At 64.7% G+C, this 20,948-nt stretch carries 18 protein-coding genes and 1 pseudogene; 4 read left to right on the top strand and 15 right to left on the bottom strand.

Annotation, left to right across the window (positions count from 1 at the left end; translation table 11 throughout):
* Positions 1–17 precede the first annotated feature (17 nt).
* From CBW50_RS23865 to CBW50_RS23795, 15 genes are all read right to left on the bottom strand, one after another.
* Positions 18–932 (bottom strand): AAA family ATPase, encoded by a 915-nt coding sequence (locus tag CBW50_RS23865; protein WP_086147825.1) that lies wholly within the window; start codon positions 930–932, stop codon positions 18–20.
* The gene (gene mshL / locus CBW50_RS23860) at positions 933–2,720 is read right to left on the bottom strand and encodes a pilus (MSHA type) biogenesis protein MshL (protein WP_086147824.1); all 1,788 of its coding nucleotides are present in this window, start codon (positions 2,718–2,720) and stop codon (positions 933–935) included.
* Positions 2,721–2,733: 13 nt separating this feature from the next.
* Complete coding sequence (locus CBW50_RS23855) at positions 2,734–3,132, bottom strand: MSHA biogenesis protein MshK (protein WP_226935929.1); 399 nt, start codon at positions 3,130–3,132, stop codon at positions 2,734–2,736.
* On the bottom strand, positions 3,117–3,851 hold the full coding sequence (locus tag CBW50_RS23850; protein WP_086147822.1) for a hypothetical protein: 735 nt from the start codon (positions 3,849–3,851) through the stop codon (positions 3,117–3,119). Before CBW50_RS23850 ends, CBW50_RS23855 begins: the two co-directional genes overlap by 16 nt.
* The gene (locus CBW50_RS23845) at positions 3,848–4,564 is read right to left on the bottom strand and encodes an MSHA biogenesis protein MshA (protein ID WP_086147821.1); all 717 of its coding nucleotides are present in this window, start codon (positions 4,562–4,564) and stop codon (positions 3,848–3,850) included. Before CBW50_RS23845 ends, CBW50_RS23850 begins: the two co-directional genes overlap by 4 nt.
* On the bottom strand, positions 4,561–5,505 hold the full coding sequence (gene pilM, locus CBW50_RS23840; protein WP_086147820.1) for a type IV pilus biogenesis protein PilM: 945 nt from the start codon (positions 5,503–5,505) through the stop codon (positions 4,561–4,563). The genes CBW50_RS23845 and pilM overlap by 4 nt, the downstream gene beginning before the upstream one ends.
* A 168-nt stretch (positions 5,506–5,673) precedes the next feature.
* A complete protein-coding gene (locus tag CBW50_RS23835) occupies positions 5,674–9,411 on the bottom strand; it encodes a LamG domain-containing protein (RefSeq protein WP_086147819.1) in 3,738 nt (1,245 codons plus the stop codon).
* 23 nt (positions 9,412–9,434) lie between these two features.
* Complete coding sequence (locus tag CBW50_RS23830; protein WP_226935927.1) at positions 9,435–9,890, bottom strand: agglutinin biogenesis protein MshP; 456 nt, start codon at positions 9,888–9,890, stop codon at positions 9,435–9,437.
* A complete protein-coding gene (locus tag CBW50_RS23825) occupies positions 9,887–10,786 on the bottom strand; it encodes a prepilin-type N-terminal cleavage/methylation domain-containing protein (RefSeq protein WP_086147818.1) in 900 nt (299 codons plus the stop codon). Before CBW50_RS23825 ends, CBW50_RS23830 begins: the two co-directional genes overlap by 4 nt.
* Positions 10,783–11,403: a prepilin-type N-terminal cleavage/methylation domain-containing protein gene (locus tag CBW50_RS23820; RefSeq protein WP_086147817.1), complete on the bottom strand. Its 621-nt coding sequence runs from the start codon at positions 11,401–11,403 to the stop codon at positions 10,783–10,785. Before CBW50_RS23820 ends, CBW50_RS23825 begins: the two co-directional genes overlap by 4 nt.
* Positions 11,390–11,968, bottom strand: coding sequence for a Tfp pilus assembly protein FimT/FimU (locus CBW50_RS23815; RefSeq protein ID WP_086147816.1), 579 nt, complete (start codon positions 11,966–11,968; stop codon positions 11,390–11,392). The genes CBW50_RS23820 and CBW50_RS23815 overlap by 14 nt, the downstream gene beginning before the upstream one ends.
* 126 nt (positions 11,969–12,094) lie before the next feature.
* Positions 12,095–12,562: a type II secretion system protein gene (locus tag CBW50_RS30240; protein WP_086147851.1), complete on the bottom strand. Its 468-nt coding sequence runs from the start codon at positions 12,560–12,562 to the stop codon at positions 12,095–12,097.
* Between the two features lie 59 nt (positions 12,563–12,621).
* A complete protein-coding gene (locus tag CBW50_RS23805) occupies positions 12,622–13,140 on the bottom strand; it encodes a type IV pilin protein (RefSeq protein ID WP_157792273.1) in 519 nt (172 codons plus the stop codon).
* Between the two features lie 29 nt (positions 13,141–13,169).
* The gene (locus CBW50_RS23800) at positions 13,170–14,402 is read right to left on the bottom strand and encodes a type II secretion system F family protein (protein WP_086147814.1); all 1,233 of its coding nucleotides are present in this window, start codon (positions 14,400–14,402) and stop codon (positions 13,170–13,172) included.
* Position 14,403: 1 nt separating this feature from the next.
* On the bottom strand, positions 14,404–16,107 hold the full coding sequence (locus tag CBW50_RS23795; RefSeq protein ID WP_086147813.1) for a GspE/PulE family protein: 1,704 nt from the start codon (positions 16,105–16,107) through the stop codon (positions 14,404–14,406).
* A 171-nt stretch (positions 16,108–16,278) separates the two neighbouring features.
* Here CBW50_RS23795 and CBW50_RS23790 point away from each other — a divergent pair, with 171 nt between their 5' ends.
* The 4 genes and pseudogenes from CBW50_RS23790 to CBW50_RS23775 form a co-directional block, all read left to right on the top strand.
* Positions 16,279–17,046 (top strand): ABC transporter ATP-binding protein, encoded by a 768-nt coding sequence (locus CBW50_RS23790; RefSeq protein WP_226935925.1) that lies wholly within the window; start codon positions 16,279–16,281, stop codon positions 17,044–17,046.
* A complete protein-coding gene (locus CBW50_RS30075) occupies positions 17,043–18,635 on the top strand; it encodes an AAA family ATPase (RefSeq protein ID WP_226935923.1) in 1,593 nt (530 codons plus the stop codon). The genes CBW50_RS23790 and CBW50_RS30075 overlap by 4 nt, the downstream gene beginning before the upstream one ends.
* 122 nt (positions 18,636–18,757) lie before the next feature.
* Positions 18,758–20,725, top strand: coding sequence for a type II secretion system protein GspD (locus tag CBW50_RS23780; RefSeq protein WP_086147811.1), 1,968 nt, complete (start codon positions 18,758–18,760; stop codon positions 20,723–20,725).
* Positions 20,722–20,948: pseudogene (locus tag CBW50_RS23775) on the top strand (tetratricopeptide repeat protein); the annotation flags it as partial. The gene CBW50_RS23780 and the pseudogene CBW50_RS23775, both read left to right, overlap by 4 nt.

Raw genomic sequence — 20,948 nt, 5'->3', positions numbered from 1 at the left:
CTACAGGCTCATCTTCGTCATCGGTTCAATAAAGTCCAGCTCAGGCCGCAGGCGGCGGCCAGCACGCCGGTGCCCGCCAGCCAGGGCCAGGGGCGGCGCCAGGGCGCTTGCCAGAAGCGCGGCTTGCTGGCCAGGGTGTCGCTGGCGGCCAGCGCCACGTGGCGGCCGCTGACCTGCTGCCGGCCTTCGCCATACGCCACCATCAGCGCCTTGTGCGCCATGATGTTGATCAGGCGCGGAATGCCGCCGGAAGCCTGGTACAGCTTGCTCACGCCGCCGCGGCTGAACAGGCGCGCGCCATCGAAACCGGCCACGCGCAAACGGTGCGCCACATAAAAATCCACGTCGTCGCGCGACAAGGGTCCCAGGTGATAGTGAAAAGTGATGCGCTGCGCCAGCTGGCGGATTTCCGGCAGGGCCAGCTTGACGTCCAGTTCCGGCTGGCCGAACAGCACGATCTGCAGCAGCTTGCGCTTTTCCGTTTCCAGGTTCGTCAGCAGGCGCAACGCTTCCAGGCTGTCGACGGGAATGGCTTGCGCCTCGTCCACGCACAGCAGCACGCGCTTGCCCTGCGCCGCCAGGTTGAGCAGGCGCAAGTTGAGAGACTTGAGCAATTGATGCTGATCAGCATCTTTCTCCAGCAATACTTCAAGATCGTCGGCAAGGGCCAGGATCAGCGAACGGGGCGGCAAGTTCGGATTCGGGATGTAGGCGGTGACGAATTCCGGCCCCAGCGACTGCATGAACTTGCGACAAAGAAACGTTTTACCGGTGCCCACTTCGCCAGTGATCTTGATGAAACCCTCGCCATTGCGCGCCGCCACCAGCAAGGTGTTGAGCGCCTTTTGCGATTGCGGGCCATTGAAGAAGAAACTGGTATCGGGCGTGAGGCCGAACGGCGCCTCGCGCAAGCCGAAATGGGCCTGGTACATTTAGCGCCGCTCCGACGGCCGGCGCGGGTCGAGCGCCTCGATGCGCTTGCCCGCATCGAGCAAGTCCTCGTTCCAGCTGCTGGCGCCTTCAACGATGGTGGGCTTGATCAGCACCACCAGTTCGCGCTTCTGTATCACCTGCCCCGTGTTGCGGAACAGCGCGCCCAGCACGGGAATATCGCCCGCGCCCGGCACTTGCGAACGGTCCGAGGTGGTGGCCTGGCGCATCAGGCCGCCGATGGCGACGATGCGCCCATCCTGGCTGCGCACCATGCTGTCCATCTCGGAGGTGCTGGACGCGGCCAGCGGCAGTTTCAGCGAACCGGCGCTGCCCAGGTCGATTTGCTTGTTGACGGTGGTGACCTGGCTGACGGATGGATGCACGTGCAGGATGATGTTGCCCTGCTCGTCAATCTGCGGCGTCACGTCCAGCACCACGCCGGAAAAGAAAGGCTGCAGGGTGACGTTCGGGCTGGAGGTGGTGCCGCCCGTGGTGCCGGTGGAGGTCACGGTGGTGCTCACGCCCGTGACGAAGAATTCGTCCGTGCCTATCTTCAGCACGGCCTTCTGGTTGTTCATGGTGGCGATGCGCGGACTCGACAGCACGTGCACGGCCCCCTGCGACTCCAGGAACGTAATCATGGCGGCGAAATTGGCCGTCTGGAATGCCAGGCCGAACATCGAGCCGGCCGCATTTGCCGCCGAACTGAGGCCAAAGCCGCTGCTGGCCGTCAGGCCGCTGCCATTCGTCATGTTCGGCGGCTGGCCGCCGTTGAACGGCAGCGGCGCCAGGGTGCCGCCCGGCTGGATGAAGCCCGTCGAGATGCGGTTCGTGTGGCCGCTCTTGATCGAGGCGAACGATGCCCAGTTGATGCCCGTCTGGAAATTATCGTTCAATTCCACTTCGAGAATCTTGGCTTCCAGGATCACCTGGCGGTCCACCGACAGCTGCGTTGCCTTCAGGTACAGATCCACGGCGCGCAACTCATCGGGCATGCCGCGCACGACGACGACGCCGGACTGCGGGCTGATCACCACCTTGCGGCCATCGGCCGTGCCGCCGATGATGGCGCCCAGCGAGTCTTTCAGTTCGGCCCAGAAATTGCTTTCGGACGTGGTGCTCAGATTGGAACTGTCCTGCACCACTTGCTGGCCCGACTGGCCCGGCTGCTGCGGCAGGTTCTGCTGCGCCTGCTGGTTGCCGTTGTTCGCGCTCTGGCCGCTGGTGCTGGTGCCGGCGTTCGCTACCGACGTCGAGGAAACGCGCAGGTTCGACATGCCCTTGCGGTTGCCCGTCAGGTAGTTGACCTGGAACATGCGGGTTTGCATGGTGAGCGGCCGTATCGTAATGCGCGTGCCGTCGACCTTGTAGTCATAGCCATACAGCTCGCGCACGGCGTCGAGCGCCTCGAACAGGGTCACATCTTTCAGGTTGGCGGAAACAGTGCCCTGCACATCAGGATGCACGAGCATGTTGTAACGCGTGCCGCTGACGAGCGAGTGAAAGAACTGGCGTGCCGGGACGTTGTTGAAAGCGACGTTAAAGCGCTCGTCGAGCACGCCGCGCGCCTTGGGCAGCTGCGCGGCCAGCGCGGACGCCGGCGGCAGCAGCGCGTTTTCCACGGCCGCCGACTGCGCCGCCGGGCCGGTGGTGGCCGCTGCGCCCGCCACCTGCTCCTTGATCGCATTGTAGGTGTCGCGCTTCACCGGCGCGACGTTGCAGGCGCACAAACCCGCTGCAAGTCCCAGGACGCCCGCCCGCTTGCTTATTTCAAATATCTTCCGCATTCCCGCCTTGTGTTTATTGGGTGACATGAACCTGTTTCCTTCGCACATGCATTGCATCATTCGCATCGACCGCCTTCGGATACAGCCGCAGCGTTTCCAGGGTCTTGCCGCGCCGCAACGTCACGCTCGCCTCGCCGATGCCGACGACGACTGCGCCGTCGAGCTTGTCGCCCGCGCGCACGCTGCGCCCGTCGATCACGGCCAGGCGCCGCCCGCCAGGCTGATTGGCAATCAACACCGATTGCAGCTGCGGCCGCGCCGCGCCGGCAGTCGCCGCGCCGCCCTGGACGGGCGGTGCATCAGGCGGCCGCGTGGGGTCGGCCAGCGCCTGGGCAAACGCCCCCGGCGCCAGCGCCAGCAGCGCGCCCGCAAGGGCGATACGGCAACGGGCGCGCATCACAGCGCGATCCATTTCTCGTCCAGGCTGAGCGTGTACAAGGTCAGGCTCAGCGTGGCATTCGGGTACTGCTCGACTTGCATGTTGACCTTGCCCCAAAACACATGGGCAGGCATGGCCTCCACGGCATCCATATAATTCACCATATCCAGATAATTTCCGCGCAAGACAATTTCCACGCCATGACGGTACAGCACGGCAGGCGACTTCGCCGGCTCGGACTGCGCCGGCGCTGGCCCGGCCGGCGCGGGAGTGGCGGCAGACGCGGCCGCCGGCAACGGCGCCTTTGCATCCACATGGCCGCCCTGTCCCATGGCGCCGGAAGGCAGCGTGGTCAGCGACACCAGGCGCAGGTTGGCCTGCTGTTTCAGCAACTGCTGCAGCATCGGCACGATGCGCTCCGGCGCCACCAGGCCATGTTGCGTCGACTGCAAGGCATGCCGTTTCTGCTGCACTTCCTGCCGGATCCGTTCGAGCCGGACGCGGTCCTGCTGGTCCGGGTCGACCGCATGCGCGGCCATCCTTTGCGCCACCTCAACATCGGTGGCCGCGACGGCCTGCTGCCGCTGGGCAATCGTATCGGCCAGCGCCTTGCGCCGGGCTGACTGTGGATCGACGAACAGATAAACGACCATGAAAATCAGCAGCGCCGCACTGGCGCCAAAGACCATGGCCCGTTCGCGCACGCTGAGCGCATCAAATTTCAGGGCAAATTTTTGCCATTGCTGTTTCATTCCTTGACCGTCCCCGCGCCGCTGGCCGGGGCCGCCGACGATTGCAAACTGAATTCGATAAAACGCGGCGCCGATGCCGCCACGGCAGCGGCCGGCGCAACGCCCGGCAACGCCGGCACAGCGGCCGGCAACGCCGGCGCCGGCGAGGAAGTCTGCGCAGCAAGCTGCGCGCTGGCCATGTCCAGGCGCGCAAACGATTTCCCCCGCAGCACCGGTTCTCGGGACAAGGCGAGGATGTACTGCGGCAGCAAGTCCGGCTGCATCACCCGTCCCTGCAAGCCGATCTCCTTGCCCGCGCCGGCGATGCTCGCGCCCGTCAGCCACAAGCCAGTCACCCTGGCGCGCGCGAAGGCGCGGAAATAGTCGGCATAGCCGTTTGTATTGCCCAGTTCGCCGCCCTGCAGAATCTGCCCGGCTTCCAGCAAGGCGCCGCGGTCGGCTTCGGCCTGGCGCAGCGCGCCGGCGATCAGCGGGTCCTTGCCGGGTACGGGAAACCGTGCAAACACGTCCGCCCGCCGCGCCTCGCGCGCGTCGAGCATGCGCTTGGCGTCGGCCGCCGCCTGCTCCAGCGCGGCCACCTGGTGCGCGCCATACCAGACCAGCGCGGCACTGGCGGCGGCGATCAGCCCCAGCCACCGCAGCAAGCCCGCTGCCGACAGCGCCTGCTTCTGTTTTTCAAAGGCCGGGTTGAACAGATTGATTTGCTGGCTCACGCGGGCATCTCCTCCTGCCGCAGGGCCGCACCCAGGGCCAGGAAAAAGCGCGCCTGGCCGGCAGGGGGCAGCAGCTCCGGCACCCTGGAAAAATCAAACAGGGCCGCCAGGTCCAGCGCCTCGACCGGCATGTACAGATTGTCCGCAAGGTAGGCATGCAGGCCATCGCTGCCGGTGGGCGCGAGTACCAGCCTGGCAACGGTAATAAAATGGAATTGACGGTCGAAATGGTCAAAGGAACGCTGCAGTTCCAGCGTGATCTTGTCGTAATACTGCTGCCGCTGGGCGTCGCCGGCATCGGCCAGCTGCGCCACGGTCACGTCGATGCGGCGCGCCAGGTACAGCTCCCCGTCGAACGTCACGGTCAGCAGCCCGCCTTCGCCATCGAAAGACAGCATGGCCAGGCCGCGGCCCTGCGTCTCCATCAAGCCGGCGATATTTCGCTGCGCCATTTCCGGGATATCGATGACCGACAGGGCAATCTTGCATGCGCCATACAGCGCCTGGCGCTGGGCAACGGCGCCGTTGCGCGCCGCGACGGCGAACAGCGATTGCGCGCGGCCCGGTCCGTTCTTGTCGCCAGGAATATCGACGACATCGACGGTGGCGTCCGCCGCGGGAAAGTCGAGCATGTCCTTCAGGCGCCAGCGGACGGCCGTCCTGAGCTCTTCCGGCGGCACGTTGGGCGCGTCGACCGTCAGCAGCTGATACTCGCCCGCACCGAGCAAGGTGGTGTTGCGGTAAGACTGGGCCTGCACATCCCGGTTCAATTTTTCCAGGGTGGCCGATGGCAGCGGCTTGCGGCCGGCATACATGACCGCCGCCTGCACCAGCGGCTTGTCATCCGCCCGCCGTTTGACCACGGCGGCGCACACACCTTCCGCCGAAAATGATGTCGCCAGCCAACCCTCGTGTTTTTTTGCTTTTGCGAATAAACCCATGCCACCGATCCAGATAATGAAATGCTACGACAGCGGTGCCGCCCGAATGATGCATTGAATCAATTTTAATTCATAGCAGGTATGAACAGGTTAAAAAAGAAACAATTGACAACATATTTTCAGGAAAACGCCACGAATGTCACGGCAGGCCGAAAAATCGCGCGCCCTTCAATAAATTTCGCGCATGTACAACATGACGTCGCTCTTGAACGTGCCGATGGTCTGGCGCGCCTGTCCCGGCAGGTAGGGTATCAGCGACTGCAGCGTGAGCGTGCCCTTTTTCGTCACCGGCGCGGCGGGCTTGGCCATCAGCAGGCTGCCGCTGCCCTGCTGCAGCAAGCCGCTGTCGAGCGGCAAGGTGGTGGCGGCCGGCAACTGCGCATCCGTCAGGTTGAGGTAATCCTTCAGGGCGAAATTCTTGCGCAGCAGGGCCGTGCATGTGTCCAGCGTATTGATGGCAAACGCGCTGCCGTTCCAGTATTGCGCCGCCAGCGGCACCGGCAGCGCGCGCTGTTCCGAGCCATACATATTGTTGATCCGCAAGCGGCCATGACGCAGGCTGGTATCGCCGACGGCGACGCTGGCGGCGGGCGCGACCGCGAGGCCATTCACGCTGGAAATGAGCGCACCGTCGCTGTCGCTGATGCCCACCACCAGCGAAAAATCGTCATACGGGCCATCCTGGCCGCTGGCCAGCCGGTTAAAGCTGTGCAGCACCGTGATGCCGGTCGCGCCGCTTGGAATGTCCTGCTGCAAGCCAGGCGCGGCCAGCGTAATGGTGCCGGCGCCGGCAGTGCCGGCCTGCACGGTGTAGATGGCGCTGTCGCCGCCGAACTTGATCAGTTCCCCCGCCGACAGGCCGCCGCTGCCGGTCACCGCCACTTGCGTGCTGCCGGACGCATAGGCGGCGCCGTCCGTCGTGTAGGAACGCCCGCTGCGCCCCTGGTTCCACGCGAAGGCGGGCAAGGCCGGCGCCAGGCGGCTGATGGCCAGCGCCGCGCCGGCATTGGCCGCGCCCACGCTGACGCTGGCGAGTGCGGGATAGCCGCTGCCATAGCGCGCGAGGATCTGGTTGTTGTAGCTCAATGCCGTTGCGCCCAGCACGATGCCCAGTTCGCGCTGGCCCATGTAGGTAAAGTCGCCGCAGGCGGCGGTCAGGGCGCCCGTGAGCGCGTAGTGGTCAGGAAAAAAGCGGCCGAAGACGGGCACCGGGGTTTGCGCCTGGTTGGCGATATTGCAGCCGAACTTGCCATTGACGGCCGTATTGCTGCTGCTGCCGATCACGCAGTCGCCGGGCTGGTCGACGCTGGTGTAGGAATTGTCGAGCACCGCCTCGGGCAGCATGCGGAAGGTGCCGACATCGCCGTAGCTCACGCCGCCGTTGCTGGCCAGGCCGCTGGCCAGCACCGCCTGCCCCAGCGGGAACGGGCTGGCATTGGCCGTCGATGCGAGGCGGTCGGTGTAGTCGCTGGCACTGAGGAAACCGGTGATTTTCTGGCCGGCGGCGGAATTGTCGACCAGCGGCGTGCCGTTATAGCCAGCGGCCGCGGCAGCGCCCAGGGTGAACGGGGCGCCGGCCGCCAGACTGGGTGTGCCGCTCAGCCCGCTGTTGCTCATATTGGAGCTGAGCGTAAACTGCTGTGGCCGCACTGCAAAACTATCGGTCGAGCAACCCACATTGGCGGTGCCGCACACGGCCGCGGTGCAAGTGACGCGCACGCGCACGTCGCGGTAGGCGCTGTACCGGGGCGCCACGGCGCTGATGGCGCTGGCCGGGATGCTCACGCTCGTGCTCGAATAGCCGGCCGTGAACGCCACCAGCCCCAGCGGAATCACCGCCGTCTGGGTAAGCGGGCAGTTATTCGCCCCCAGCGCCACGCCGGTGGCGGTATTGGCCAGCAAATCGACCGTCGCCGCGCCCGCAAAATTCGATTCCAGGCTGGCATCGGTCTTCAGCTTGACCAGGTCGAGCTTGAAGGCCGTGTCGGCCAGCTTGGTATTGAGCCGCGCATAGCTCAGGCTGTTGGTGCTGGGCACGCAACGGGGCGACGTCGCCTCGCAGGCGTTGAAGCGCGCCACGGCGCACGCCTTGATCACCAGCGACTGGTCTTCCTGTTCCGTGAACTGCCCATCCGTTACATTCACGCTGACGGTGGCCGCCGTGCCGCTGCTCAGGCCAAACACCGCCTGGTACTCGCCGTTGAACAGATAGGTCGCCACGCCGTCGTTCAGCGTGCCGTTGGCAAGCACGCCATAGCCCGAAATCAGGGCCCAGTCGCCGATGCCGTTCGAGGTACTCAGCTGGATTTGCGTGGTGTTGTTCGGCATCACGATATTATTGTGATTGACGTCATGCGCCGTGACCGTCACCGTGCTTTGCTGGCAGGTCAGGCCGGTGCCCGTATTCGTCACCGCATAATGGTTCAGGCAGCCCGCCTGGCTGAGATTCTGGTCGCGCTGCACCAGCGCCAGTCCGCCCTCGTAGTTATAGGCGCGCAATTCGTCGATGGCGCCGTCGCTGGAGTTGCCGCTGCCGTTCTGCCCCGTGAATGCGCTGCGGTTGTCGCCGATAAACAGCGTCCCGATGCGCGGCGACACCACTGCCGCCGTGGTAAACGCCGTCTCCTTTTGCAGCACGCCGTCGATGTATATGCGCAAGTGGTCGCTGTTGGCGGCGGCCAGCGCATTGAAGCTCCAGCTCACGGCGATATGCTTCCAGGTGCCGGCGGCCACCGTGTTGGCGGCCGTTTCCACCGCACGCTGGTTGCCCAGGCTATCCGTGACGACGAAGCGCAAGGCGCCCGTGCTGCGCCGCACAAGGAAAAACCATTCATTGTTCATCTGTGTCGCGTCGAGCAGCTGCGCATCGCGCGCGCCGCTGCCGGACCAGGCCGTATTGGCCTTGTACCAGAACGTGATGGTGCCGGCGCCGCCCATGGTGCCGGGCACGGACAGGGCGCTGTCGATGGCGTCGATGGCCGCGGCGCTGGTATTGAGGGGAAAGCTGGCGGCACGGCAGACGCGGCCGGCGGCGATGGTCTGCGCGCCGCCCAGCACCGTGCCGTCGCGGCCGTTGCCGCTGGAATCGCTAACTTGCCCCGGCGTATTGTTCCAGCTGGGCTGCTCCATGCGGTATTCGATCACGGGGCGGGGAATATAGAACTTGATGGCAGAATTACTGACGGGAAAGCCTGTCTGCGGCGTGTCGTAATCGTTGCTGTCGGCTTGCCAGCCGATCTGTCCCAGCTTGGCGGAAGGCCCCGCCACTGCCGCGCCGTACTGGTAGATGAATTCGCCGTTTTCCTGCAGGATCAATTGCAGGCTGTAGGAGCCGGTCGGATTGGCGCCCGTGGTCCACTCCGGCACATTATTCCACGTCACGACAAAACTGCGGTACGGCGCCGTGCCGATGGTGGCGTAGCTGACATAGCAGGTGGCGCGGCTGGCGCAGGCGGTATTGTAGGAGGGCAATTCCAGCTTCGAGGTGGGGTCGAGATCATTGCCATAGATGCGCATGGTGTAATTCAGGCTGCTGTCCGGGTACGGCAGCGTCTGGACGGGGCTGCCGTAGCCGCACGTGACGTTGTTGTTGAACTGCACCCGGCCATTCGTCATCACGCGCAAGCTGCTGAAGGCCACGCCTGAATACATGAAGCTGAATCCGATGGGCAAGGCGTCGCTGAGGGTGTCGTCAAGGATGGGCGGCGTGGTGCCGCAGCCGGTGGCGCCATTGAATTTGTATGGCGAGGTGTTGTAGCCGAGCCTGGCATGATTGCTGGCGTCGACCCAGTTGTAGGCAAAACTGGTATTGGCGTACGTCACCGCGTGTGCCGGCGTGCAGCACAGCATGGCCAGCAAGGCCAGGCGCCCCAGTGCATGTATCCATACTGCCGTGACTGCCTGCATGTCGCTCCTTTGGTTTGCCTCGCCTAAAACTCCGCCTGCACGACGCGCTGCACGTAATCGGGATGGTTGGTGGCGTTGGCGGTGGCGCAAACGCCGCCAACGGGCTGATTGCAGCCCGTGGCGATCACCTGGTAGCGCGGCACCGCGCCCGCCGTCTGCGTACAGCGCACGGTGACGGAAAAACCGTTCAAGGCGCCAGCCGCGGGCAAGGCAAAATCGCGGCTGGCGGCGCAACTGTTATTGACGCGCTGCTGATACACCCCCCACTCCATGCCGGCCCGGGCCGCCTGGTAGGCGCGCGCACCCTGCACGTCGAGCGCCGATTCGGCATGCTGCATGGTCGAAATGGAAACCAGCGCCGCGCCCAGCGCGGACAGCACCAGCAGCAGAAAGATGGCGGTGATGATGCTGAAGCCGCGCGCCGGGCGGCATGCGGGGCGGCGGCGCGGCATGGGGATGGCGGTAGCGGGTTTCGTCATGGCGAATTATTGACCTGTGCCTGCTGCACCAGCGTGATCTGGCCGGCATTGCCGCCGGGCGCGCCCAGGGTCAGGCCGATGCTGACCAGGCCGCGCTGCACATTGGGCAGCGTCGTGAAGGAAAAACCGCAGCCGGCGACCTGCATCGCCATCAGCGCCGCCGACGGCGCGCTATTGAGGGGCGCGGCGGTGGCGCTCACCGGCTGGACGGGCTGGATCGCATAGCCCGCATAGCGGGTCAGCGTGCCCGTGCCGTTCGCATTCGGCGCGCAGTGATAGGTCACTACCGTACTGACCACCTGAAAACGATAGCTGAGGGAAGGCATGGATGGCGTTTGCGCGACAAAGGGGTTATTGGCCAGCGTGACATTGTTGCCGCTGATGGAGGCGACCTGGGCGCGGTTGCATTGCCCGCTGCAGTTATAGGCATCCACGGGAGGCTGGTCGCCCAGATTATTGACGACGATAAAGTCGCCGGCCACGATGGTCTGCAAGCCGGCAGGCACGGCGCCGACGATGCTAAACACATTGGCGGTGGCGCCCGGCGTGCTGGGATCGAAGGCCAGCACATTGCCCGGTGTCAAGCTGAGGTTGTCGTCTTCCGACAGATAGCGGCCGCCCGTCTTGGTCAGCAGCAGCTCCAGATAGCTGCCGCTCCCGTTGCTCGTCACGCGCACGCTGTTGGGCAGCGCCAGGCGCACGTCGCGCGCGATGCGGCGCGACGCCATATCGGCGGCATCGGCCAGTTCGGCCCGGGCGGCCACGTCCAGGTAGCCTTGCACGGGCGCGCGGATGAATACCGTCACCATGCCGGCCACGACGGCCGTGATGATGATGACCACGATCAGTTCGATCAGGGTGAAACCGCGCTGCCGGGGGCGTGCAAAAGTCATCATGGGACGGCATTGCCTGCGTAGCGCGCGCGGTAGCCTGCCAGCACCAGTTGCTGATTCGCGCCGTAAGTCACGGTGACCGTGATGCGCAGCACATTCATATTGACGGGCGTGGCGTCCGAAGGCAAGGTGGCGCCTGCCGGCCCCAATCCCGCATCAGGGCTGACGGTCACGCTTACCGCATAGCCCGCAGGAAAGCTGCTGCCGGCCGCATCGCTCGTGTAGTTTACGGGCGTATCGAACGCGCGCACGTAGTCGCTGACATTGTAATAGGGCCGCCCCGTGGCGGGCGCCGTCGCGCTGACATTCTGCGGCGTGTTGCAGCCGGTGGGATTGGCGGCACTGAGCGGCGCGGCATTCGTCGCCGCATCTGCGGCCGGATCGGCGGCCGGATTGCAAAACGTGAAGCGCGCCATGGCCACCTCTTCCAGCATGCCCTCGGCCAGCGCCAGCGCCTGCTTGCGCAATTGCGGGTCGGCGCTGCTCGCCGTGGTGCGGGTAAAAATCTGCAGCAACCCCAGCACGGCGATGGAGACGATGACAATGAAGATGACCAGTTCGATCAGGGTCACGCCGCGCTGCCCTGCCCTGCGCAAGACGGCTATCCTAGTAATGGACATAGCCCGTCTCCCCTTCGACGATGATGTTGCGCGTCATGCCGCCGCCGACGACGCCGATACTGACGCGCGCGGGAAAGGTCGAGACGGGCTCGGCGTCGCCCGCCTTGAAAGGACGCCCCAGGGCGTTGAAATAAAAAGAGGCGGCCTCCGCCGGCACGCTGTAGCTGATATTGCCGGGCGCCGCTTCGCACAGCCACGCCGCGCTATTGGCGCAGGCGGCCAAGGTGGCTTTGCGGCCGCTGTTGCCGCCAGCGGGCGGCAAGACGCGGTTGGGCGCGTCGCAGGCTGTATTGAAACACAGGGCGATGCGCGCGCCGTCGAGCTGCACGAAGACGGGCCGGTTTTGCGCGATCGCCAGTTTTTGCCCATAGCGCAGCATGCTCACGTTCTGATCGGCAAAGCTGCGCGCATCAAAACTGTCTTGCTGGAAGAAACGGGGAGCGACGACGGCAGCCAGCAGCCCGCCCACCACCAGCACGGCGATCAGTTCGACCAGGGTGAAGCCGCGCTGCAGGCGCCCACGGTTGGCAGGCCCGGCAAATATCAAACCTGCTGGAGACAGCATCGTGTACTCGCACCTATGGCAATGAGCGGCATGCCGGCTGAAACATGCCTGGAAGAATGAAAAACGCCTGGCGAACCAGGCGGATTGCATGCGGCGCGACCTGCCGCTGCATGCAGATTCACGTCATTAACAACTGGCAAGAACAGGCGCGACGCCCACCGCCGCCGCCGCAGTCGCCGTAGCGACAGTGTAAGTAAACGCGCAGGTAAGGTGGTTGGGATCGGCGGCGATCGATACCGGCGCCGTGCCCGAGACATTGTAGTCGCCCAAGCCACCGGCAGCTAGCACGATGCCGGCCGCATCAGGATAACCGTTCACCATGGTGATGGTCGTACCTTCCATTACCACAGGAGGAATTACTCCGACGGCAGCATTGTTGACCAGCCATTGCGCATGGGCCAGGGAAGCGGCGGCCTGCACCGTGGCGCGAGCGCCGTTGATTTTCGCCAGGCGCGCATCGGCCGACAGATTGACAAAGCGGGGAATCGCGGTGGCCGCCAGAATGCCCAGGATGACGATGACGACGACTAACTCGATCAGCGTAAAGCCCGCTTGGCCACCTTGTTGAAAACGACGAATTGACTGCAGTTTCATGCTGATCTCCAAAAAATCAAAAAACAATGCTGGCAAAATTTGCCGGCAGAATAAAAGAACTATTTCAGCCCGCCCGCATCACCAAGCTGTATCAGCGCCACTTCGGGCGCATCCACCGGGGTTGAGGGCTGGGCCCGGGTAGCGGAGGCTTGCCGCAAGCTTACCTTGAATTGAAGCAACTCGGAACGGCCAAGGCCGAAAGTGTTGCCTCGATTTAATACATATATCAATTCTGCATTACTTCTATCAAAAAACCAATGTCTTTGGGGAAGTTTTTCCAGCTCCGGCGCCGCATATTCCCCCAAATAGTTGGGCGGCTTCTCGGCCAGCCAATCGAAGGGATTTTGTCCGGCCAGCGCAGGCAACGCATTTTGCCGGTCAGCCGCATACAATTCCAGCACTTTCATGCGCAGCCCCGCGCGCAGCGCCAGCACCGTTTGCTGCACGGCGACCCGCTCCGCTTCGTGCTGGTATGCCACCAGCCGGCTCAGCAGCATGGTCGCCAGCACGGCAATGACAGACACGGCAACGGCCAGTTCAAACAGGGTAAAGCCCGCCTGCCCCGCCTTGCCGGCCACGCTGTTGTTTTTTGGCGAAAGGCATGACCTCATTTATGCAGCGCAACCTTGCCCAGATCCCACACCGGCAAGAAGATGCCCAGCGCCAGCACCAGCACCATGGCGCCAAGAAAGGCGATCAGGATGGGTTCGATCTGCGCGGACAAGGTCTTCAATTCGTAATCCACTTCCCGTTCGTACATCTGGGCGATTTCATTCATCAAATCATCGAGTGAACCGGACTCTTCGCCGACGGCGATCATCTGCAGCACCACCGGCGTGAAGACGCCCGCCGCCACCGAGGTGCGCAGGATGCTGTCGCCGCGCTCGACGCCGTCGCGCATCTGTTCCACGCGGGCGCACAGATAGGCGTTGTCCACCGTTTGCGACACCACCGTCAGCGCCTGCACGATGGGCACGCCGCTGGTGCTCGACAAGGCGAAGCTGCGCGCAAAACGCGCCATGGTGCCTTTCAGGATGATCTTCCCTGCAATGGGAAAACGCAACTTGTAGCGGTCCCACGCATAACGGCCCCTGACCGTGCGCAGCCAGGCCCGGAAAGCGGCTATCGCGCCGATAGTCAGCAGCAGCAGCAAAGGCCAATACGCCACCATGAAGGCCGAGGTGGCGATCAGGATGCGCGTCATCAAGGGCAATTCGGCGTTAAAGGTGGCGAACACTTGCACGAACTGCGGAATCACGAACATATTCACAATGACCATGGCGATGATCATGGCCACGATCACGAAACTGGGGTAGCGCGTGGCCGACTTGACGCGCGCGCGCATGTCGCGGTCGAATTCCAGGTGGTCGAACAGGCGCAGGAAGACTTCATCGAGGCGCCCCGTCATCTCGCCCACGCGCACCATCGACAGGTAAAACGGCGTAAATACGCTGGGGTGGCGCGCCATGGCGGCCGACAGTTCGCGGCCCGCGTCCAGCGATTCGCGCACGTCCTTGATGACGCGGCCGAATGCGGGGCTGATGGCGGACTCCTGCAGGCCGGCCAGGCCGCGCATGATGGGCACGCCCGCCTTGAGCAGGGTGTACAGCTGGCGGCTGAACAATTGCACGTCCATCGAGCTGACTTTTTTCTCCGTCAGTCGTTGCCACCAGCCGATATCGGCGCCGGTGGTGGCGGCCTTTCGGGTCGCCAGGATTTCCACCGGCGTCGCGCCCGTGGAAAACAATTGATCGGCCACGGCGCCGCTGTCGGCGCCTTCCATCACGCCGGTCAGCAGGTCGCCGCTGGCGTTGCGCGCCTTGTAGGAGAAAAATGGCACCTCAATCCTCGCTCTGGTTGCTGATGCGCATCGCTTCCATCACCGTCGTACGGCCGGCAACCACCAGCTGCACGGCATGGCGGCGCAAGGTGGCGCCCGCCATCTGCGCCGTCGCCACCTTCATGAAGTGGGAAGGGTCGGCATGGTTGGCCGCGTCGGCCACGGCGCGCGTGATTTCCAGCAATTCGTACACGCCCGTGCGGCCCCGGTAACCCATGCCATTGCAATGCGAGCAGCCCTTGCCGTGGAAATACTGGTTGCGCTCGACCAGCTCGCCCAGTTCCAGGCGCAGCCATTCGTACTCGTTGGGCGTGGGCGCGTACGGCGTGCTGCAGCTTTCGCAGATCACGCGCACCAGGCGCTGCGCCAGCACGGCTTGCAGCGAGCTGCCCACCATGTAGCGGGGCACGCCCATGTCCATCAGGCGCAGCGGCGTGCTGATGGCGTCGTTCGTATGCAGGGTCGACAGCACCAGGTGACCCGTCATGGCGGCGCGCAAGCCGATCTGCGCCGTTTCCTGGTCGCGCATCTCGCCCACCAGCACGATATCGGGATCCTGCCGCAGGGCCGAGCGCAGCACGCGGGCAAAATTGAGCTCGATCTTGTCGTTGACCTGCACCTGGTTGATGCCGGACAAGCGGTACTCGACGGGGTCTTCCACCGTGATCAGCTTTTTCTCCACGGAATTGAGTTCGGACAAGGCGCAATACAGGGTCGTCGTCTTGCCGCTGCCCGTCGGCCCCGTCACCAGCACGAGGCCGTTCGGACGGCTGACGATGGCGCGGAACTGTTCCACCAGCGCGGGCGGCATGCCGATGGCGTCCAGGCGCAAGGTCGTGCCGCCCTGGTTCAGCAGGCGCATCACCACCGATTCGCCGTACTGCGTCGGCATGGTGGAAATACGCACGTCGATGCGCTGGTTTTTCACGCGGATGGCGAAGCGGCCATCCTGCGGCAAGCGTTTCTCGGAAATATCGAGGTCCGACATCAGTTTCAGCCGCAGCGCCAGCGAACTGGCGATCTTGCTGTCCGCTTCCGTCTGCAGGTGCAGCACGCCGTCGATGCGGAAGCGGATCTGCAGCCGGCCTTCCTGCGGCTCGATGTGGATGTCGGAGGCGCGCACCTGCGTGGCGTCCTCGAACACCGATTGCAGCAGCTTGACGATGGGCGCCTCTTCCAGGCCAGGATTGACGGCCAGCGCGCCGAAGTCGACGGAGACGTCGCCCAGGTCCTGCTCCAGCTCGCGCGTCAGCGTGGAAATGTCTTCCGTGCGGCGGTAGATGCGGTCGATGGCCGCCAGCACTTCCGTTTCATTGACCACGGCCAGCTCGATATGGCGCTTGACCAGGCGCGAAATCTCGTCATAGGCAAACAGGTCGGTGGGGTCCGACATGCCGACCAGCAAGCCATCGCGCCGGTCTTCCAGCACCAGCGCGCGGAAGCGGCGCGCCTGGGTTTCCGGCAGCAGGCGCACCAGCTCGGGATTGATGTTGAAAAACTTCAGGTTGATGTAGGGAATGTCGAGCTGACGCGCCAGCGCGCCGGAAATCTGCTCTTCCGTGACAAAGCCGTGCTCGACAAAAACGCGGCCCAGCTTGCGCCCCGAGCGCTTCTGTTCCGTCAAGGCCTCGCCCAACTGTTGTTCGGTCAGCAATTTCTGCTGCACCAGGATTTCCCCGAGCCGGACTTTCTCTGGCCTTGCCATGTTTACTCCTCGACAAACAAATTCGACAGACGATGCACGCCCGCGGCGCGCGCTGGTATTTTATTCCAGAACCTGTTGTTTCTTAAAGAAAATACATTTCACGGCTTGATTTTCACGCATTTCGCCACTCAGCAAGGAAACACTTGCCGGGCGCCGGCACGCATGGCAATAATGGCATTCATTCACCGTCCGCCCTGCCCCCTACGCCCCATGAATGCCTGCGCCATCGAGTTTCATAACGTGCACAAACAGCTGGCCGGCAGCCCCGTCCTGCGCGGCGTCGACCTGCAGGTGCGCGCGGGCGAGCTGTTCGGCCTGGTAGGCGTGAACGGCGCGGGCAAGACCACCCTGCTCAAATGCCTGTTCGATTTCTGCACGCCGGACCAGGGCGCCATCGCCATCTTCGGCCAGGCGCACGGACACAGTGCGGCGCGCCAGCCGCTGTCTTTCCTGCCGGAACGTTTCCAGGCGCCGTATTACCTGACGGGCGGCGATTTCCTGCGCTACCTGTCGCGCCTGCACAATGTACGCCATGACGAAGCGGCGGTACAGCAGCTTATCGCGGTGCTGGATCTGGCGCCCGACGCCTTGCGGCGCCCCGCGCGCGATTATTCGAAGGGCATGATGCAGAAACTGGGGCTGGCTGCCTGCTTGCTATCGGGCAAGCAACAACTGGTGCTCGATGAACCGATGAGCGGACTCGACCCGAAAGCCAGGGCCAGGTTCAAGCAGGTGCTGCGCGAGGCGCGGACGCAGGGCCGCGGCGCCCTGCTCACCTCGCATGCGCTGGCCGACGTGGAAGAGCTGTGCGACCGCATGGCCATCCTGCACGCAGGGCGCATGCTGTTTACGGGCACGCCGGCCGAATGCCGCGCGCGCCACGGCGGCACGGCCGACGCCAGCCTGGAGCAGGCGTTCTTGAATTGCATCGCGGCATGAATGCGGACGCGCGCACCGCTGCGGACAGCCGCTACGCGCCATCGCCGCACGGCATGTATCTGCGCCACTTCGGCTTGCGCACGGCGCCGTTCGGCATCACGCCGGACCCCGCCTTCTTTTATACCGGCAATACGCGCGGCGCCCTGCTCGACGCGCTGCTGTACGCCGTCACGCAAGGCGAAGGCATCATCAAGCTGACGGGAGAAGTGGGCAGCGGCAAGACCATGCTGTGCCGCATGCTGGCCGAACGGCTGCCAGCCCACGTCGACGTGCTGTACCTGCCCAACCCCGGCCTGGCGCCCGATGAAGTCGCGCACGCCATCGCCGCCGAACTGGGCCTGGAGCTGCCGCCATGCCGCGCCGACGAAGTGCTGCGTTCCCTGCACGAGGAACTCATCAGCCGGCATGCGGCGGGCCGCCAGGTGCTGCTGCTGGCCGAAGAGGCGCAAGCCATGCCGGTGGACACGCTGGAAGCGCTGCGCCTGCTGACGAATCTGGAAACGGCCAGCCACAAGCTGCTGCAGATCGTGCTGTTCGGCCAGCCGGAACTCGAGCGCACGCTGGATTTGCCGCAGCTGCGGCAATTGAAGGAACGCATCACCCACAGTTTCACGGTGCCGCGCCTGCCGCCCGCCCTGCTGGACGACTACCTGGCATGCCGGCTGGCGGCAGCGGGCCGCGCCGCGCCGCTCGTCTTTGAAGCGGCGGCGCTGCGCCAGCTGGCCCGCGCCTCGCAGGGCATCGTGCGGCGGATCAATATCCTCGCCGACAAAGCTCTGCTGGCCGCCTATGCCGACGACGCCGGACGCATCGACGCGCGCCACCTGCGCCTGGCGATCGCCGACAGCCCGTTTCGCCCCGTACCCTGGCATGCGGGCATGCCGCTGGCGCGCGCCTTGATCGCCGTCATGCTGCTGCTGGCCGGCGCACTGCTGTGGCAATGGCTGGCGCCCCGCAGCGCCGCGCCGGCCGCAGCGCCAGCACGGCCTGCCGCGCCCACGCATGTGCCAGCCCAAGCCATGACAGCGGCCGCCGCGCCCCTGGCTGCGTCAGCGCCAGCCAGGGCGCCGGCGGACAGCCCGACAAGCGTCCAGGCCGGTGTGCCGGGCGATGCGGCCGGCGAACTGGCGCCCGAGGCAAGCCGCGCGCCGGCAGACGCACCGGCAGACGCGCCGATAGACGCCAGGGCAGACGTCCAGGCAGCGGCACTCGCGCGACGGCCGGCGCCCACGCCGCTGCTCGACAGCAGTCTGGCCGCATCGCAGGCATGGCTGGCGCGCCAGGCGCCGCAGCAACTGGTGCTGCAGATTGCCAGCATCCCTGCCACGGACACGGCGGCGGCGGAAGCGTTCCTGCAACAGGCGCGGCTGGCCATCGGCCTGGGCGACATCCACGTGTTCCGCGTTCAGCAAACCAGGCCCGGAGCGATGGCGCCGCGCCTGACCATCGTCTATGGCAGCTTCGCCGACCGCGCCAGCGCCGAAGCCGTTTGGGCGCGGCTGGCGACGGCGTCGCCGCAGAAACTATTGCTGAGCAACATAGACAGTATCCGCACGGAAATGAAACCCGTTTCCCAGCGAAAACCTTGACGTGGCGGGGGTCAACTTTATTTCTGCATATTCCCTCCCTGGCCTGCACATACGATTGCTTTTAGAGGATCATGGTGGTTAAAATTACAAAAGCACAACACGACTTCAAGGGCGAACTTTTCATGACTCAACACCCTATTCCTGTGCTGGCCTCTTGCGTCACCGTTGCCTGCTGCGTCATGCTGGCAGCTTGCGCCTCGCATCAGATGCCCCTGTCGCCCGGGCATCTGAATGCGCCGCCGCCCCCTGCGGGCGCCATTCCCGAGCCCGTGCAGCAAAGCAGCGTGCTGGCCGCGCCATTGCCTGCGGCCAAGGCCGAAACCTACAGCGTCACCGTGCACAAGGTGCCCGTGCAGTCGCTGCTGTTCGCACTCGCGCGCGACGCCGGCATGAATGTCGACATCCACCCGCAGATCGAAGGCAGCGTGACGCTCAACGCGCTCAACCAGACCTTGCCGCAGCTGCTCACGCGTATCAGCAAGCAAGTCGATATGCGCTACGAAATCGACGGCAAGAACCTGCTCGTGCTGCCGGATGCGCCCGTGTGGCGCAACTACAAGGTCGATTACGTCAACATGGCGCGCAGCACCAACAGCAGCGTAAACATCGCCACGCAGATTTCCACGGCGGGCGGCGGCTCGAACAACGCCAGCAATCCGGTCGGCGGCACGCAAGGCAGCGGCGGCAACGGCAATAACAATTCGACTACCCTGGTGGTGAATCGTTCAGAAAATAATTTCTGGTACAGCCTGGAAAGGAATATCCGCGACCTGCTGCGCGAAACCACGCTCAACGATGTGCAGGTCGACCCGCTGGCGCAACTGAACCAGCAACTGGCGAACGCCCAGGGCAGTGCCCAGGGCCAGCCGGGCCAGCCAGGACAGGCCCAGGGCGGCAATGCGCCGGCGGCCGGCGGCGCGGGCCAGTATGGCGGCCAATACGCTGGCCAGCCCGGCGCCCAGCCCCCCATGCCGTCGGGCGGCCAGTATGCGCCGGGCCAGCAGCAGGGCAATGCGTCGCCGGCCCAGCCCACCGACGCGAACGGCATGCCGCTGTTAAAACTGGCCAACAAGGGCAGTCCCTCGTCGGTGGTGGTGAATGCCGAAGGGGGGCTGATCGCCGTGCGGGCCACGGGCCGCCAGCACGAGAAGATCGCCGCTTTCCTCGACGTCGTGCTGCACAGCGCCAAGCGGCAGGTGCTGATCGAGGCCACCATCATCGAGGTGCGCCTGAGCAACGAGTACCAGCAAGGCATCAACTGGTCGCGCCTGACGGGCAACCTGAGCCTGAACCAGAGCCGCGTCGGCACCCAACCCCTGCCCAGCGGCGTCCTGCCGGGTACCTCGCCCGGCATCTTCGTGCTCAACTACATGAAGGACAGTTTCAGCACGACCATCCAGCTGCTCGAATCGTTCGGCAAGGTAAAAGTGCTGTCCAGTCCCAAGATCAGCGTGCTGAACAACCAGACGGCCATGCTGAAAGTGGTCGACAACAATGTCTTCTTTACCATCAAGGTGACGCCCGCCGTGATCAGTTCGACAGGCACCGTCACCACGCCGGCCACCTATGAGTCGAAACTGGAAACCGTGCCCGTCGGCTTCGTCATGAGCGTCACGCCGCAGATTTCCGACAGCGACGAGGTCACGCTCAATGTGCGCCCCACCATCACGCGCATCGTCGGCTACGTGCAGGACCCGAATCCCGCCCTGACCTCGGCCAGCGTGCAGAGCCGCGTGCCCGTGATCCAGGCGCGCGAACTGGAGTCGATCATGAAGGTCGGCAACGGCCAGATCGCCGTGATGGGCGGCCTGATGCAGGATTCCGTCGATAACGCCAAGGACGGCGTGCCCGGCCTGTCCAGCCTGCCCCTGGTTGGCAATCTATTTACTTATCGCAACGAAGCGAGCAGCAAGACGGAGCTGGTGATCTTCATGCGCCCCGTAGTGGTCAAGGACGCCAGCATCGACGGCGATTACCGCGACTACCGCTACCTGCTGCCCGACCAGGCTCCGCTCAACAAGCAGCCCTACGCCGACGGACCGGCGCCCGCCGCCGCGCCGCAGGCCCGCCTGCAGGGAGATTTGCCATGAGCTTGCTCATGCAGGCGCTGAAGAAGGCCGAGCGCGCCAAGCAGAACAGCCTGCCGGACGAGGAGCTGGAAAAACCGTCCGAGGCCTACGACCAGGTGCTGGAACTGGCGCCGGCCGATGCCGTGCCGCTGCGCCCCGCACCGGTGGCGCCAGCGCCGCCGGCAAGCGGCCTGAGCCTGGAACCGCTGGGCGATGCCCCGTCACCGCCGCCAGCGCCAGCGCC

This window comes from Janthinobacterium sp. GW458P (assembly GCF_002127585.1).
Taxonomy (GTDB): domain Bacteria; phylum Pseudomonadota; class Gammaproteobacteria; order Burkholderiales; family Burkholderiaceae_D; genus Janthinobacterium.
The sequence above is the reverse complement of the archived record's forward strand: the minus strand, read 5'-3'. Positions and strand labels throughout refer to the sequence as shown.